9 protein-coding genes are annotated in these 15274 nt (G+C 43.5%); 8 read left to right on the forward strand and 1 reads right to left on the reverse strand.

Annotated features, from left to right (window positions below; genetic code table 11):
* Positions 1 to 15: 15 nt before the first annotated feature.
* A complete protein-coding gene (locus AAC006_RS01450) occupies positions 16 to 4899 on the reverse strand; it encodes a S8 family serine peptidase (RefSeq protein ID WP_338454191.1) in 4884 nt (1627 codons plus the stop codon).
* A gap of 513 nt (positions 4900 to 5412) precedes the next feature.
* Between AAC006_RS01450 and AAC006_RS01455 the strand changes: the two genes are divergently transcribed.
* The 8 genes from AAC006_RS01455 to AAC006_RS01490 all read left to right on the forward strand — a co-directional run bounded on the left by AAC006_RS01455 (position 5413) and on the right by AAC006_RS01490 (position 15204).
* Positions 5413 to 6600: a thiamine pyrophosphate-dependent dehydrogenase E1 component subunit alpha gene (locus tag AAC006_RS01455; RefSeq protein WP_339890557.1), complete on the forward strand. Its 1188-nt coding sequence runs from the start codon at positions 5413 to 5415 to the stop codon at positions 6598 to 6600.
* Positions 6600 to 7577: a transketolase C-terminal domain-containing protein gene (locus AAC006_RS01460; RefSeq protein ID WP_339890559.1), complete on the forward strand. Its 978-nt coding sequence runs from the start codon at positions 6600 to 6602 to the stop codon at positions 7575 to 7577. Before AAC006_RS01455 ends, AAC006_RS01460 begins: the two co-directional genes overlap by 1 nt.
* A 15-nt stretch (positions 7578 to 7592) precedes the next feature.
* Entirely contained in the window at positions 7593 to 8966 is a 1374-nt protein-coding gene (locus tag AAC006_RS01465) for a 2-oxo acid dehydrogenase subunit E2 (RefSeq protein ID WP_339890561.1), read from the forward strand.
* A gap of 275 nt (positions 8967 to 9241) precedes the next feature.
* The gene (gene rlmJ / locus AAC006_RS01470) at positions 9242 to 10093 is read left to right on the forward strand and encodes a 23S rRNA (adenine(2030)-N(6))-methyltransferase RlmJ (protein ID WP_126872280.1); all 852 of its coding nucleotides are present in this window, start codon (positions 9242 to 9244) and stop codon (positions 10091 to 10093) included.
* A gap of 85 nt (positions 10094 to 10178) precedes the next feature.
* Positions 10179 to 12074, forward strand: a complete 1896-nt coding sequence (locus AAC006_RS01475; protein WP_013784063.1) for a phosphotransferase — start codon at positions 10179 to 10181, stop codon at positions 12072 to 12074.
* A complete protein-coding gene (locus AAC006_RS01480) occupies positions 12067 to 12930 on the forward strand; it encodes an acyl-CoA thioesterase II (protein ID WP_013784064.1) in 864 nt (287 codons plus the stop codon). The genes AAC006_RS01475 and AAC006_RS01480 overlap by 8 nt, the downstream gene beginning before the upstream one ends.
* A 56-nt stretch (positions 12931 to 12986) precedes the next feature.
* Complete coding sequence (locus tag AAC006_RS01485; protein ID WP_013784065.1) at positions 12987 to 13505, forward strand: gamma carbonic anhydrase family protein; 519 nt, start codon at positions 12987 to 12989, stop codon at positions 13503 to 13505.
* Positions 13506 to 14082: 577 nt separating this feature from the next.
* Positions 14083 to 15204, forward strand: a complete 1122-nt coding sequence (locus AAC006_RS01490) for an alanine--glyoxylate aminotransferase family protein (RefSeq protein ID WP_013784066.1) — start codon at positions 14083 to 14085, stop codon at positions 15202 to 15204.
* Positions 15205 to 15274: the final 70 nt, after the last annotated feature.

A 15274-nucleotide genomic window follows, 5' to 3' on the forward strand; every position in this document is an offset into this window, starting at 1 on the left:
TCTAGGCGATATCGCTTATTTCATTTTACGTCTACGTAAATACACAACTGGAACAAGTAGCAATGTTAACCAACCCATTGAACCACCGCTCTTATCAGTAACGCTTACGGTTACTGTTTCTGTTGTTGTATTTAAGCCATCAAATGCAACCACTTCAAACGTAACAGCAATAGTGCTATTCGTATTAGGCGCTGTAGTCGTTAGACTTGAGCCTGGGATGTCATTGATGGTAAATGTAACGTCATCACCTTCTGGATCTGTTGCTGTAGCAGAAACAGTGATTGACTCACCTTCTTCAACAGTAAACGGAGCCGTGATGTTGATAACAGGTGGTAAGTTATCTTTTATCGTTACATTAGCGGTTGCCATTGAAGTATTACCGTTACTATCAGTAGCAGTAAGCTCAAGCACAATTAGCGTATCTTCCGTTACTTCTGGAGCAACTAGGATAGCTTCTTCTATGCCCGCACCTGCAATGATAGCTGCTGGTCCTTCAACTTGCTTCCAAGTAATGTCGACAGCGTCGCCATTAGGCTCTTCTACTAGGCCAGGTAAGTTCAACTCCATTAATTCAACCACTTCTAGTGTTGCCACTGTCATGCCGTCGATAGTTACAACTGGAGGACCTTCAACTTGTAAACCTTCGTAAGTTTCAGATACTGCAGATGCTGCACCAGGAATGTTAGTCACTTCAGACATGGCCATCATTTGAATAGCACCACCAGCGTCATCAGCATTTACCATAACGGTGTAAGCTAATTGAGTAGGGCTGCTATCAACGTCATCAAGATACATACAGATTTGCGTACCAGATGTAATTTCAGCATCAAAGTTAGCATCAAAGAAGTCTTGGCTGTAAGGCGTGTAGTAAGGAGCTTGACCCGTAGCGCCATCAATATCTTCGTAACCAATAGTCACAGGCAAGATACTACCAAGGTCGTGCGTCACGTTATCGTATGAGAATACGATGTTTGGCTGACCTTCAGATGGCTCATTGAAGAAAACAATTTGGTAATCTGCAATATCAGCGAAATCTTCGCTAAGACCCCAGAATCTCATGTTATCCCATTCAATGATGGTATACGCAGCACCTGCAGTAGCGACAGAAACGCCTACGCCGTTAGCAACGTCAAATTCTTGGTCGCGCCATAGCGGAGCAAGAACACCATTTGGATCTGCAACATCTGGAAGCCCTTGGTTAACCCAAGGCGACGAGATAGCAGTACCTAATGTTACAAAACCATCATCAGTAACTGTAACTGCACTATACATTGTGCCTAGGAAGTAAGCAGGAAGTGAATAAGTTCCGTCTACTGTATCCCCATCCAATGTATCATCTATACCAATACCAAAACCGGCTAGGTCGATGTATCCACCGCCTTGACCGAAGTCAGGGTTAGCACAGAATGCGTCAGTAGCATTAGTGGTAATTGCGTAAGATGGAGTAGCACCAAGTAGCGATTCTTGGGTAATAGACCAAGAAAGCGTATTTTCAGTAGCAACACCATCATGAGACAGTGAACCTTCAACTAACGTAACGTTATCTGGTAGCGTCAGTGAAATTTCATAGTCACGGTCTTCCGTAGTAAAGTTTGGAAGTACGTTTACATAGAAAGTTGCTTCTTCACCTGGTAGAACACGTTCTTCAGATTCTGCAGTTACATAAACATCATCTTCAGCACGAACGATATCAACAGGAATAACGCCAAGGTTATCAACGTTATCAGCATCAGTACCTATTGAAACAGCACCAACGTAGATATCACCTTCAACCGCGTCAGTTAAATCCCATGTAAAGCGTACATCGAATTCAGTTAACTGAGGAATAGCTGAAGGAGCGTCAATAGTTAACCCTTCACCTGGCTGGTTATCAACCATGGCATGCGCTAATACGAAGCTATCTTCAAAACCTTCTTCATCAGATGATGCAGCCCAGTTCTGTACAATTACCCAGTAGCTACCTGCTTCTGGCATTTCAACGCTTACATACTCTTCAGTTGCAGCAGTTGCGGCAACAGCAACTTCTTCATCTTCTTGAGGTATACCATCGGCATTTGAGTCGAACAATATACGCAAATCTAGATCTGGCGACGTAGTATCCATGGTAGCAGCTACTAAACGAAGTGTACCTTCAGGTACTTCAATTTGAGTAATATGCAAACCATCTTCTAAATCATCTAGATAATCGCTGTTGTCTGAATCTTGCGCAACCATACCTTCAACTTTGGTCGCCTTGGTTAGGCCGTAAGACGTAACCTGAAGATCAGTAATCTCAACTGCCATTACATCTTCAAGCAAGTACGAGTCTTGATTACGATGTGCTTCAAAGTCTATTTCATCAGGTAAATTACCGTTAGATGCAACAATTGAAACAGGAAGGTGTAAGTCTGGCGATGAACCAGAAACTAAGTTGATTTGACCAAATGACCAAACGTCACTTTCTGCGCGGAATGCATCAATCTCAATCGTTAACTCTTGAGATTGTCCAGCAGTAAGGTCGAAGGTAGCAGGTGTAACGGTAATTTCTATACCATCTGAAATTCCCATACCGTCTACAGACCAAGAGCCGTCTTTAGTTGCTGTTACGGTACGAGTCCATGTGCACGAACCTACACAGTTGTCGTCGGTAACAGAAGGTAGGTTAAGTGTACGAGGCTCACCACCTAGTGCTGGATCAGCAGAGGCATAATTTGCGTCTGTTTCATCCATAACTAAGCCAGATTGAACTGCTAGGTCTACTTCAATGCGACCTGCGCCCATATCAAACCAATCTGCTGCGGTAACACCGTCTTCTTTAAGAACATCGGTGGTAGCCGTCATCATAAGAGCAGAACGTACTTGATCTGGTGTCCACGATGGTTTCTCATGACGTACAAGTGCAGCAGCACCCGCAACATGAGGACCTGACATAGACGTACCTTGAAGGTAGGCGTAATCAGCAGGAGCAGAACCTGTAGAATCTTGACCGTACTGTTCATCAGAGTAAGCAGCATAAATGCTAACGCCCGGCGCAGTTACCGACGGTGTTAGTGTGCTAATTGATGTATTAGGACCACGTGAAGAGAACTCAGCCATAATATCAGCCGCGTCGTCGTCCACTGTTAAAATGCCTTCAGAGGCAGTAATTGAAGCGGTATGGCCTTCACCTTCTGCTAACCATGAACGCAGCATATCACCGTTCGTCGCATCAACATGGATACCTGGGATAATATACGCATCGTTATTAACTGATGTTGCACCATCTGCAAGGTTTGCTAGAACGAAACCTGCAGCGCCACCACTTGCAACGTTAGATGCTTTAGCTACACGAGCAATAGCACCACGGTCACAAACAACAATTTCACCCGCGAAAGTATCTTCAGGGAAAGGCTCTAAACATTGTGCTGGATCGCCATCAGGATCGTTTGCATTGGTGTAATCACCTGCATAAACGATTGAACCAGATATCGCGCCAGAGTTACTCTTACCAGCGATAGCACCTAACTCAGTTGCACCACCAGTGAAAGAGATTTCTTTATCATACTCTACACTTCGACCGTGCGTAGAAGCAGCAACAACGGTAATCCACGGTGCGTGTTTCTCAGTTGTTTCTGGATCAGGGCCGCTATTACCCGCAGATTGAGCAATAAAAATGCCCGCGTTACGTGCATTCAACCATGCTGCGTTAAGCGAACCACTCCAAGGGTAGCCACCACCTGAAATAGAGAAGTTGATTACATCAACAATACCTGATTCAACCGCATCGTCTACCGCTGCAGCCATAGCCGCGCCAGTACAACCTGCATAGGTATCACCAGTGTTACCAGGTTGACATACTTGATAAGAAATAATGTTTGAGTGAGGAGCGACACCTGAAATTTGACCAAAAGTAAAACCAGTTGCAACACCATCACTCGCATTTACGTCAAATTCAGCCGTAACTTCACCGACATCGACAAGCACGTTACCTGCTGCAGTACTCGCAGTATGTGAACCGTGTCCGTTGTAATCTTCACCAAAACGTATAGTGCCGTTCTGAGGGAAGATATCGGCATCTGCGTATACGTCAGAGATAGACGGGTAGCTATAAATACCAATTAGCTTATCGTTACAACGAACTTCAGCTTCAACCGCACATTCACCTAAGTAAACATCGGCGCCAAGTGGGTTAGTGTGATCGTAACCATCACCACCTACGTCAGCGAAAGAAGGGTGATCACTGTTGATACCAGTATCTAGTACCGCAACAACTACGCCTTCACCTTGACGACCTACGCCGCTTTCATTGGCTGTGCCGTCCCATACTGCAGGAGCGCCAATTAAGATAGGGCCAGTGTCAGTATCAAGTTGATACACTTCATCGCGTTCAACGTTTTTAACACCAGGCAAACGCGCTATGGCTTCTGCCTCAGCTGGCGATACTTTTACCGCAATTGCGTTAAGTGCATATTTATATTCTGCTACAGTTTCTAAAGAACCTACAGCAGACTCTGCTTTAGTAATAATTTCTGCTTGTTTCTTCTCAAGGTAAGAGGCATATGCTTTTACTTCTGGAAGAGAAGCGTCTAAGCGTTTGCTAGCAGACGAGTTAGATCGTGTGACTGAAACTTGTTTTTTTAGTTGGGGGTTAGTCGCTTCTAAACCTTCAACACCACCATCGTAGCTCGCTACTGCGTCATCAGAAAGATGTACAAAGTAAATGTAATCTTTATTTTCGAGTCCTTTCTCAGCGGTGTAGAGTGTTTTTGGTGTGGAAACTGATTTAGTGTTCTTGTACTTGTTTATCGATGTCGCTTTTACTGCTTTGAGTTGATCAGCAGTTACTGAAAACGATTCGGTTGCAGATGATAGCTCTGCAGCAGAATGCATGGACATCGACATTAGTGCAGCTGATACAGCTAACGTCACTTTATTATTCACAGGTAACCTCCGTCGGCCTGTTTTTGGGATTTTCCCTGGATGGATGAAATTTCTTATTTTTATTGGCTTTGTTGATCCAATTTTTATTGTCATAACAATGACAATAATATTTCTAGCACAATTTTTTTCACTTTGTAATGAATATTAAACATTAATATGAATTACACATATTGTTACATTTAGTCATACTTTTTAATTTGATATTCGCTAAAAAGTTAGGATGAAAATTTGACTGTATGACCGCAATTTCAAGGCCTATCAGCCATCCTCTTACGCTAATCTAAGCTTATTTTTACAATTTAGTATTTTATATTTATCCTTTTATTTGCATCGATTTAACATTCTTGGTGATTATTAGGATATCAATACTACTAAAATTAGATATTGAGAATTTTCATCATATTTAGTTAATAAAGCACTGCTGAAATAGCACAACGCCACCAACATACTTCTACTAGCATAGTGAACATAGCAATCTCGCTTTCGAATCCTTCAAATTGCAGGGAGATTATTGTGGAAGATAGAAATCATCTCGGAAAAATTAAAACAACAAACAGGGTTGAAGTTATTGGCAATGGGTTAATTGATATTCCCATGCTGCAATTGCTCAAACCAGATGGAAGTGAGCATGAATCTGCTCAACTTCCAGAGCTTGACCAAACGTTGGCGTTAAAAATTCACGACACCATGGAATACATCAGAATTCTCGATGAGCGAATGGTGGCGGCGCAGCGCCAAGGTCGAATTAGCTTTTATTTAGCAAGTACTGGTGAAGAAGCCGCTGCCGTTGCCAGTGCAGCTGCTTTATCTCCCCATGACATGATCATGAGTCAATACCGTGAACAGGGTGCACTTGCTTTTAGAGGCTATACAACTGATCAATTCATGAATCAAATGTTCAGTAATAAAGCTGACCCCAATAAAGGAAGGCAGATGCCTATCCATTATGGTGATAAAGCGCTGAATTTTATGACTATATCGTCTCCATTAGGAACCCAAATACCACAAGCATCAGGTTATGCCTACGGGCAGAAAATGGCAGGTAATGAAGCCGTCACTATTTGTTACTTTGGCGAAGGCGCAGCTTCGGAAGGGGATTTCCATGCAGGCGTAAATATGGCTGCGGTACTTAATTGCCCGGTTATCTTTTTCTGTCGTAATAATGGGTATGCCATTTCAACGCCGTCAGAAGAACAATTTGCTGGTGATGGTATTGCATCACGCGGAATTGGCTATGGGGTAAAAACGATTCGGGTCGATGGTAATGACCCTTTAGCGGTATTCGCCGCGACGCAGGAAGCACGCCGTATAGCGTTAGCAGAAATGTGCCCGGTATTAATAGAAGCCATGACTTACCGACTTGCTGCGCATTCTACGTCTGACGATCCCACGGGCTATCGTTCTAGAGATGAAGAAGATAAATGGCGCGCAAAAGATCCAATCGCCCGAATGGCGAATTGGCTCACCCATAAAGGTTGGTTTGATGAAAAGCAAAATAAAGCCAAGGTAGATAAAGCGCGTCAAGACGTGCTCGCGGCGCTGAAAGTCAGTGAAACCATTCCTATTTGCGGCATAGAGGAAATAGTTGAAGATGTTTATGACAGTGTACCCTGGCATTTACAAGATCAGCTTACTTCGCTAAAAGCTCATATTAAACAATACCCTAAAAAATATCCTAAAACGTCTGGGAGTGTTCGCTAATGGCTAAAATGAACTTACTACAGGCAATTAACAACGCGTTAATTACTGCCATGACAGCCGAAGAAAAAGTCATGGTGTTTGGTGAAGACGTTGGCCATTTTGGTGGGGTATTTAGAGCTACCAGTCATCTACAAGAAAAATTTGGCAAAGGCAGGTGTTTTAATACGCCGCTTACCGAACAGGGCATTATTGGATTCGCAAACGGGCTTGCATCACAAGGCGCTTTCCCTGTTGCTGAAATTCAGTTCGGTGATTACATTTTCCCCGCGTTCGATCAAATCGTAAATGAAACGGCCAAATGGCGTTATCGTTCAGGCGGCCAATTTGATGTTGGCGGCCTTACCATACGCGCGCCATATGGTGGCGGTATATCGGGTGGTCATTACCACAGCCAATCGCCAGAGGCATTTTTCGCCCACTGCGCAGGTTTAAAAGTGGTTATTCCACGAGACCCTTACCAAGCTAAAGGTCTGCTTCTAGCGTCTATTCGTGATAAAAACCCGGTGCTGTTTCTTGAGCCAAAACGTTTATATCGCGCGTCTATTGCCGATGTACCTGAAGAAGATTATGAACTGCCTCTCGGTAAAGCCGATTTAGTACAAGAGGGCACAGATATCACCCTATTAGGGTGGGGGGCACAAATTGAGATTTTGCAGAAAGCAGCTGAAATGGCGCTAGATGATGGCGTGTCGTGTGAAATTATCGATTTGCGCTCAATTTTACCGTGGGACGCCGAAGCAGTCATCAGTTCGGTTATGAAAACCGGTCGACTTCTTATTAATCATGAAGCGCCGCTCACTGGCGGCTTCGCCAGCGAAATTGCCGCCACTATCCAAGAAAAATGCTTTTTGTATCTAGAAGCGCCTATTACTCGTGTTTGTGGTTTAGATACACCTTATCCACTTGCTCATGAAACCGAATATATGCCTGATGAAACTAAAACCTACGAAGCTATCAAGCGCTCATTACATTATTAAAAGGGAGCCAATAATATGAATATTGATTTTATTTTACCTGATATTGGCGAAGGTATTGTTGAGTGCGAAATCGTCAAGTGGAATGTGAAAGAAGGGGATGTTATTGCTGAAGACCAAAGTGTGGTTGAAGTAATGACAGATAAGGCTGTGGTAGAAATTCCTGCTAAGCATTCAGGCACGGTACATAAGCTTTATTATAAACAAGGCGATATTGCAGAAGTGCATAGTCCGCTATTTGCCCTTGATACTGATGAAAGCGCTAGCGAAAGTCATCAAAATAGCGCCGAAGACCCAACGGCTGTTGCTACAGATAAGAAAGCAGGCAATGAAGAAAAAGTAAACGAAAATACAAACCATCGCGCAACGCCTGCAAACAATAATACCAATGAGCAAGGGAACGCGGCCATTAATGATAAATGGCAAGATGGGGATTTTGAGCCTCCTATCGCGATACCTGGAAAAGTTCTGGCAAGCCCTGCAGTGCGTCGCATTGCCAGAGAACACGAGATTGATTTACTTGCCGTTGCGGGTAGTGGCAAAAAAGGCCGTATTTTAAAACATGATGTCAGCCATGTTAGCGCCACCAGCGAAAGCGCAAACACTGATGAAAGCTTCACTATGTCAAATGCCATGGGCGAGACTAATGATATATTGCGCTCTGAAGTGAATAACACAGCAAGCGAAGCAAGCTATACCGAAAAAGTACGAGGCATTCGAGCCGCTATGGCAAAACAAATGGTGGCGTCGGTCAAGACCATTCCTCACTTTACGGTGAGCGATGAAATTAGAATGGATAAGCTAATTGCCTTAAGACAGTCGCTAAAACCTATGTTTGAAGCAAAAGGAATAAAGCTTAGCTTTATGCCATTTTTTGTAAAAGCATTGTCGTTGGCGTTAAAAGAATTTCCCATTATTAACAGCCAATTAAACGAAGATGGCACTGAACTTACTTATTTTAATCACCATAATATCGGCTTTGCTGTTGACGCTAAAATGGGTCTTTTAGTGCCAAATGTTAAAGGCGTAGAACACCTGTCTTTGTTTGATATTGCCCAGCAAATGCATACCACTATCGAGCAAGCTCGAGAAGGTAAATTAAGCGGTGATGCACTTAAAGGTGGCACTATCAGCATTTCAAATATTGGCGCTATTGGTGGCATTACAGCTACACCGGTTGTTAATAAGCCAGAAGCGGCTATTGTCGCGCTGGGCAAAACGCAAACTCTTCCTCGCTTTGCCGCTGACGGTAGCGTTGAAGCGCACAGTATCATGATGGTGAATTGGTCTGGCGACCACCGCATCATTGATGGTGCCACTATGGTCCGCTTCAATAATCTCTGGTCTAGCTTCATCGAAGAACCAGAAACCATGCTAATGCACTTGAAATAGCGATAGGTATTTTTAATGTGGGCGGTAGGCCCATAGCCTAGTGATAGATAAATATGTAAATGTGAACACCTGTATCAAAGTGCTTTGATACAGGTGCCTTGATACACGTGCTTTGAATGTAATTACAAAGCGCTTATTGATGGGAAGCTTTTTTATATCGCGGTTAATTGCAAGGAACTGGGTTGTCGGGCTTGTGTGGATGTTAGGCCAAGCGTTATTATTGACTGCTAAACTACAATTTCCTGCGCAGTTTGCGCGTCAACTCATGGTATATCGTGCTTAGCTATCAACATGCATTTCATGCCGGCAACCACGCCGACGTTATCAAACATCTTTGTTGGATGGGCGTAATAAGCCATCTAAAGAAAAAAAATAAGCCTTTCACCCTCTATGATACACATAGTGGTGCTGGGCTTTATCAGCTCGATGATGCTTTAGCATCCAAAAATAAAGAGTATGAGTCTGGTGTAGATAAAGTGGCAAACCTATCGGCAAGTTCGCCTTTGTTACAATCCTATTTGTCACTATGCAACGGGTTTTTAAGTGATAGATGTTACCCGGGTTCACCGGCTATTAGCGCCAAACTGAAACGTGATATCGATGTGCTGCATCTTATGGAGTTACATCCAGCTGAACACGAAAAGCTTGATGATGCCATGTGGCAAATTGGCGATAGCCAGAGCCATGTTCATCACAGGGATGGTTACGAAGGCTTAATTGCACTGACGCCACCATCACCTAATCGTGGCGCGGTATTAATAGATCCGCCTTACGAGAAGCTTTCTGAATACCAAGATGTAGTCAGTGCGGTGAAGAAAGTATTAGCACGTTGGCAGCAAGCACAAATGGTAGTGTGGTATCCGCTACTATCACAGAGAGCAGGGGCTAAAAGTGGGGCTAGCCAGCAGATGTGTCAGTCGTTATCGGCACTAGGTACGCCTTGTTTCACTATTGAACTTACCGTTGAAGAAAATACCGCCGATGCTGGCATGTACGGTTCTGGCTTATGTGTCATCAATCCACCTTGGCAACTTGATGTCAGTATGCGTGAAGCCCTTGATGAGATCACGCCGTTATTAGGAAGTAACGCTGTGTACACATTGACATGGCTAACTACAGAAGGTTAGGCCCTTTGACTCGCACTTATAAACGAATACCTAAAACGCGTTAAAACACATAAGCGTAAACATTAAAAAGAGGTAGGCAATTGGCATGTCTCAGGTAAAAGGGTTAACGCATTTTTATATACCCGATGAGCAGTCTATTTATCTGCTCTCACATGCAGATGCAAAAAAGCTCAAGGATTGGGTAGCACTGTGCATCGACCAATTAGCTAGTTTAGGTTATCGCAATATCTCCCTATTGGGAAAAGGGGCGTTTGGTTTTGCATTTGCAGGTACCGCGCCCAATCAAAACCCAGGCTCAGGTTCAAGCTTTAGTCAAAGCTCAATCGCTCAAGAACACGTCTTTAAGTTTTCTCGAATAAATCTTCCTCAGCATGTACAAGAACGGCTTGAGGAAGAAGCCTTTATGCTATCTCAAGTATCTCATCCTTATGTGCCTGCATTGGTTGAATATCAGCAAATAGGTAAACAATCTATTTTGGTGATGGGCCGTGCCCCTGGCGACGATCTTGAAAAAGTAAGTTTGGCTCGTGGGCCACTGCCGCCAAGGATCATAGTGAAAATAGCGGTACAGCTTGGTGATTTGTTGCAGTGTTTTCGGCAGCATACGCAAAATGGCAATGCCAAACCTATCGTTCATGGCGATATTAAACCTTCTAACTTGGTATGGGACGAATCTACAGAGAGCATTGGGCTTATCGATTGGGGCTCATCTGTGTTTGCACAAGTAGATGAAAATGGTCAGTACACCAGTAACAATGTGATGGATTTGATGTCTAGCGAGCTTCACCAAACAAACGCCCGATTAGGTGATGTTTATTTTATTGGAGAAGAGCAGTTAAATGGGGCGTTATCATCACCACGCTTCGATGAGCAAGGTATGGCAAGCACGCTATATGCTTTAGCATCTGGGCAATCATGTCGGTATGGCCATCAGGTTATTCGCCCTTCATCGTTAGGCTTGCCAAAAATGCTAGCAAGCATATTAGAATACATGCTCAGTGACGACCCAAAGAAAAGGCAACAAGGAGGAGATTACTTCTTCAATAATTTGCACGTGCTAAAACACATGGTGTTTTCTAAAGACACCGTTTTGCAGTATGTACCGAGTATTCCTACGTGGGTTACGCCATCGCAAGATGACATTGAAACCGTTGTTTACAGCTCTCGAAAATCTTATTTGCGCCAGCAATCGGTATTAGAAGATGCTTCATTACGGTATATCGATGATGCCCAGTTCGATCGATATTACAAAAACTTTTTGCAAGGCATGGGCGATACCGAAAAAGCCTTTGTGTCGGCAATTAGTCGTCTTGGCCGGTATCCCGTTGTTGGTGGTATGGCAATTCGCTGGGAGCCAAACGGCGTTTATGTAGACTCCAGTTTAAATCTACACGACGCGGCATTAAAAACAGCTTTCGAACTTGCGGTTAACAACGTGATTAACCTTGCACGCGCTATTCATAAGCCTGGGGTATTTAAATGCTGCATGTTTAACGCTAAAAACACGCTGCATATCGAACGAGAAACCGAGAACGATGCGTTTGTACCAACATCTAAATGCGTAATACCGTTTGATTTGTCCCGCGCATCGGTGGCACAAGATGAATCTAGAACCCATTCTTACTTTGAGGATGGCGACGATCCAGATGAGCTTTTGAAATTACCTGAGCCTATTATTACAATTATTAAAGAGCTGAATACGATTCATCACACTGGCTGTATTATCTTTGAAGCCTTAAGTACCCATTTAAAGATTCATAGTTATTACACATTGCTCAATCATCACGAGCAAGATAGGTTTTCTGAATTATTAGCCAAGTTAGTTGAACATGTGCCGTCAATAAAAGGGCTAGGCATTTCAGGCTTTATGAAGTTACCCTATAAAGACACGCGATTTTTTGAGCATAGGGCGTATTTACCTGAAAAATACTACCCAAGAAACCCGAACGCTGAGCAACAAGAGAAAGAAAAGCATGCCTGAGGTTAAATTATCTTCGTTATTTGAATTAGAAACTGTTGAAGCGGGTTTGTATCGCGGACAAAGTTGGGATTTAGGCTTTCGCGCATTATTTGGTGGTCAAGTTTTGGGGCAGGCGTTAGCTGCGGCTTATGAAACGGTAGACAAAGACCGTGTTGCCCATTCGTTCCATACTTACTTTTTGCTACCCGGCGATGCAAAGAAACCTGTGGTCTACGATGTAGAAGTAGTGCGAGATGGTCGTAGCTTTTCTGCCCGAAGAGTAAAAGCAATTCAAGATGGTCGAAACATCTTTTACATGACAGCATCGTTCCAAGTGCCAGAAGAAGGAATGCATCACCAGCAAGCGGATATGCCTGACGTACCACCGCCACAAGAAGTGCAGTCTGATATCGAGTTTTATGAAAAGAACTTCGACAAAATTGCCCGTCCTATGCGAGAAGCATTAAGTTATCATCGCCCGGTAGATATCCGTACTATTGGTGCGGCGAATTCCTATCAGTCTAATCGCCAACCGGCTAAACGCTATATTTGGATGAAAGCAAGGAATGAGCTTGCTCCAGAGATTACACTGCAACAAGCGGCATTAGCGTATGCTTCTGATTACCACTTTTTAAGCACGTCACTACAGCCTCACGGAATTTCAGTCACCGACAAATCACTACGTATTGCGACTATCGATCATGCGATGTGGTTTCACCGCCCCGTTAATATGAATGAATGGTTATTATATGTAATGGAAAGTCCGTTTAGTGGCGGAGCAAGAGGTTTGGTGAGAGGTCAGATTTTCACTCAACAAGGTGAGCTGGTAGCCTCTGCTACGCAAGAAGGCTTAATGCGACAAGTCGATGTCGACTAACAACATATCAACACTGTATTTTGAGCCAACTATAAAAATATTAACAAGGAACGCTTATGCAATATTCTCTTGATACGTTAACGCCCAAGTGTGATAGCACCAGTTATGTTGCCCCCGGCGCACATGTTATTGGCAACGTGATATTAAAGCCCCATAGCAGTGTATGGTTTAATGTGGTCATTCGCGCAGATATGGATGCGATTACGGTAGGGGAGCTCACGAACGTACAAGATGGTAGTGTGCTTCATACCGACTCGGGCATTCCTCTAACGTTAGGTAAAGGCGTAACCGTGGGTCACAAAGTCATGTTGCATGGCTGCACCGTAGGTGACTACTCCTTAATTGGTATCAACGCGGTGGTGTTAAATGGCGCGAAAATTGGCAAGTACTGCATTATTGGCGCTAATACGTTAATTACCGAAAATATGGAAATTCCAGACTACAGCTTAGTGGTGGGATCACCGGGAAAAGTGGTAAAGCAGTTCGATAGCAGTGTAGAGGAAAAGCTTCAAGCATCTGCAGCGCACTATGCGCATAATGCCACGCATTACAATAAGCACCTTTCTGAAGTTTAATCAGTATGCGCAAGCCAAATTATCATGTCTTATGTAGGAATAACCGCTAACCGCTATTATTCTTGCCACTTCCATTATGTCGTTGTATTCCTGCGCTTCATTTCAGCGCTTTATTGCAGAGCGTTTGGTCAAAGGAAGTTATACCTGTCCCATAAAAAATGCCCAGAACATAGGTTCTGGGCATAGGGGAATGGCTCATTGCTGAGCCGTGCGCTAACTATTGCAAGGGAGAAGTGCATGCAAATTCTTTCAGACGGACAATAACTATAGTCCATATTTGTTCATTTTATAAACTAAACATTGTGAAATTTATTTTACAGACCCCTTAATCTAAATAAAATGATAATAACTTCTGAAAAATCATAGGCTTTTTACTGGTCGGAGTTTCTGATTTTTTTTCAACGCTTTTATCCTCATGATACGCACGGGTTATCCACATCTTGCTCAATGTTCACTTTGTTATGGGGTGAAGTGATTCCATTCATGTTAATTATGTTCATAACAAGCTGTTGTACCCAGCCGTTAAGATTGTAAGAATGCAGGTACGCTATTGTTACTATTATTGTTAAGGACTGATATGCAAACGCATTCCACTTTTCTTCCGCCTGAGCGCACATTAATGGGGCCTGGTCCTTCAGACGTAAACCCTCGTATTCTTAACGCTATTGCTAGGCCAACTGTTGGTCATCTAGATCCGCTATTTATCGAGCTTATGGATGCTACCAAACAGCTGCTTCAATACGCATTTAAAACTGAAAACGCATTAACAATGCCTATTTCAGCCCCGGGATCCGCCGGGATGGAAGCCTGCTTTGTTAACCTTGTGGAGCCAGGTGATAAAGTATTGGTGTGCATCAACGGCGTGTTCGGCAACCGTATGGTTGAAAATGTTGAACGATGTGGCGGTCAAGCTATCGTGATTAAAAACGATTGGGGCAAGCAAACCGATTTGAACGCGGTAGAAGATGCACTTAAAAAAGAGGCCGATATTAAAGTGCTGGCTTTCGTACATGCAGAAACCTCAACCGGTGTGAGAAACGATGCAAAACGGTTATGTGAACTTGCAAAACAATACGACTGTTTATCGATAGTCGATGCCGTAACCTCTTTAGGCGGTATTGAGCTAGACGTAGACGGGTGGGGCATTGATGCCATTTATTCGGGGTCACAAAAGTGCTTAAGCTGTGTACCAGGAATTTCACCCGTATCGTTCAGCGACCGTGCAGTGCATGTTATTCAAAACCGCAAAACCAAAGTGCAAAGCTGGTTTTTAGACATGAACTTAATTGTGGGTTATTGGGGGAAAGGGGCTAAGCGTGCTTATCACCATACTGCACCGGTAAACAGTATGTATGCATTTTATGAAGCCCTACTTATTTTAAAAGAAGAAGGCTTAGAAAACGCATGGCAACGCCATCAAACTGGGCATAACGAGCTGGTGGCTGGACTCGAAGGCTTAGGTCTTTCACTTGCCGTAGATGCTGAATATCGCCTACCTCAACTCAATGTAGTGAACATTCCAGACGGTGTTAATGACGCTGAAGTTCGCGCAAGACTACTTAACGATTTCAATTTAGAAATTGGTGCTGGTTTGGGTGAGTTTGCTGGTAAAGTATGGCGCATTGGATTAATGGGCTATGCGTGTAAACCACGCAATATCGATCATTGCCTTACATCGTTACAAAAAGTACTAAAATAAAAAATACAGATTAGGGCATAAGTTTACGACACATCAAAAGTGGGCCATCGGGCCCACTTTTTATTATCGC

This window comes from uncultured Alteromonas sp., assembly GCF_963976965.1.
GTDB lineage: Bacteria > Pseudomonadota > Gammaproteobacteria > Enterobacterales > Alteromonadaceae > Alteromonas > Alteromonas naphthalenivorans.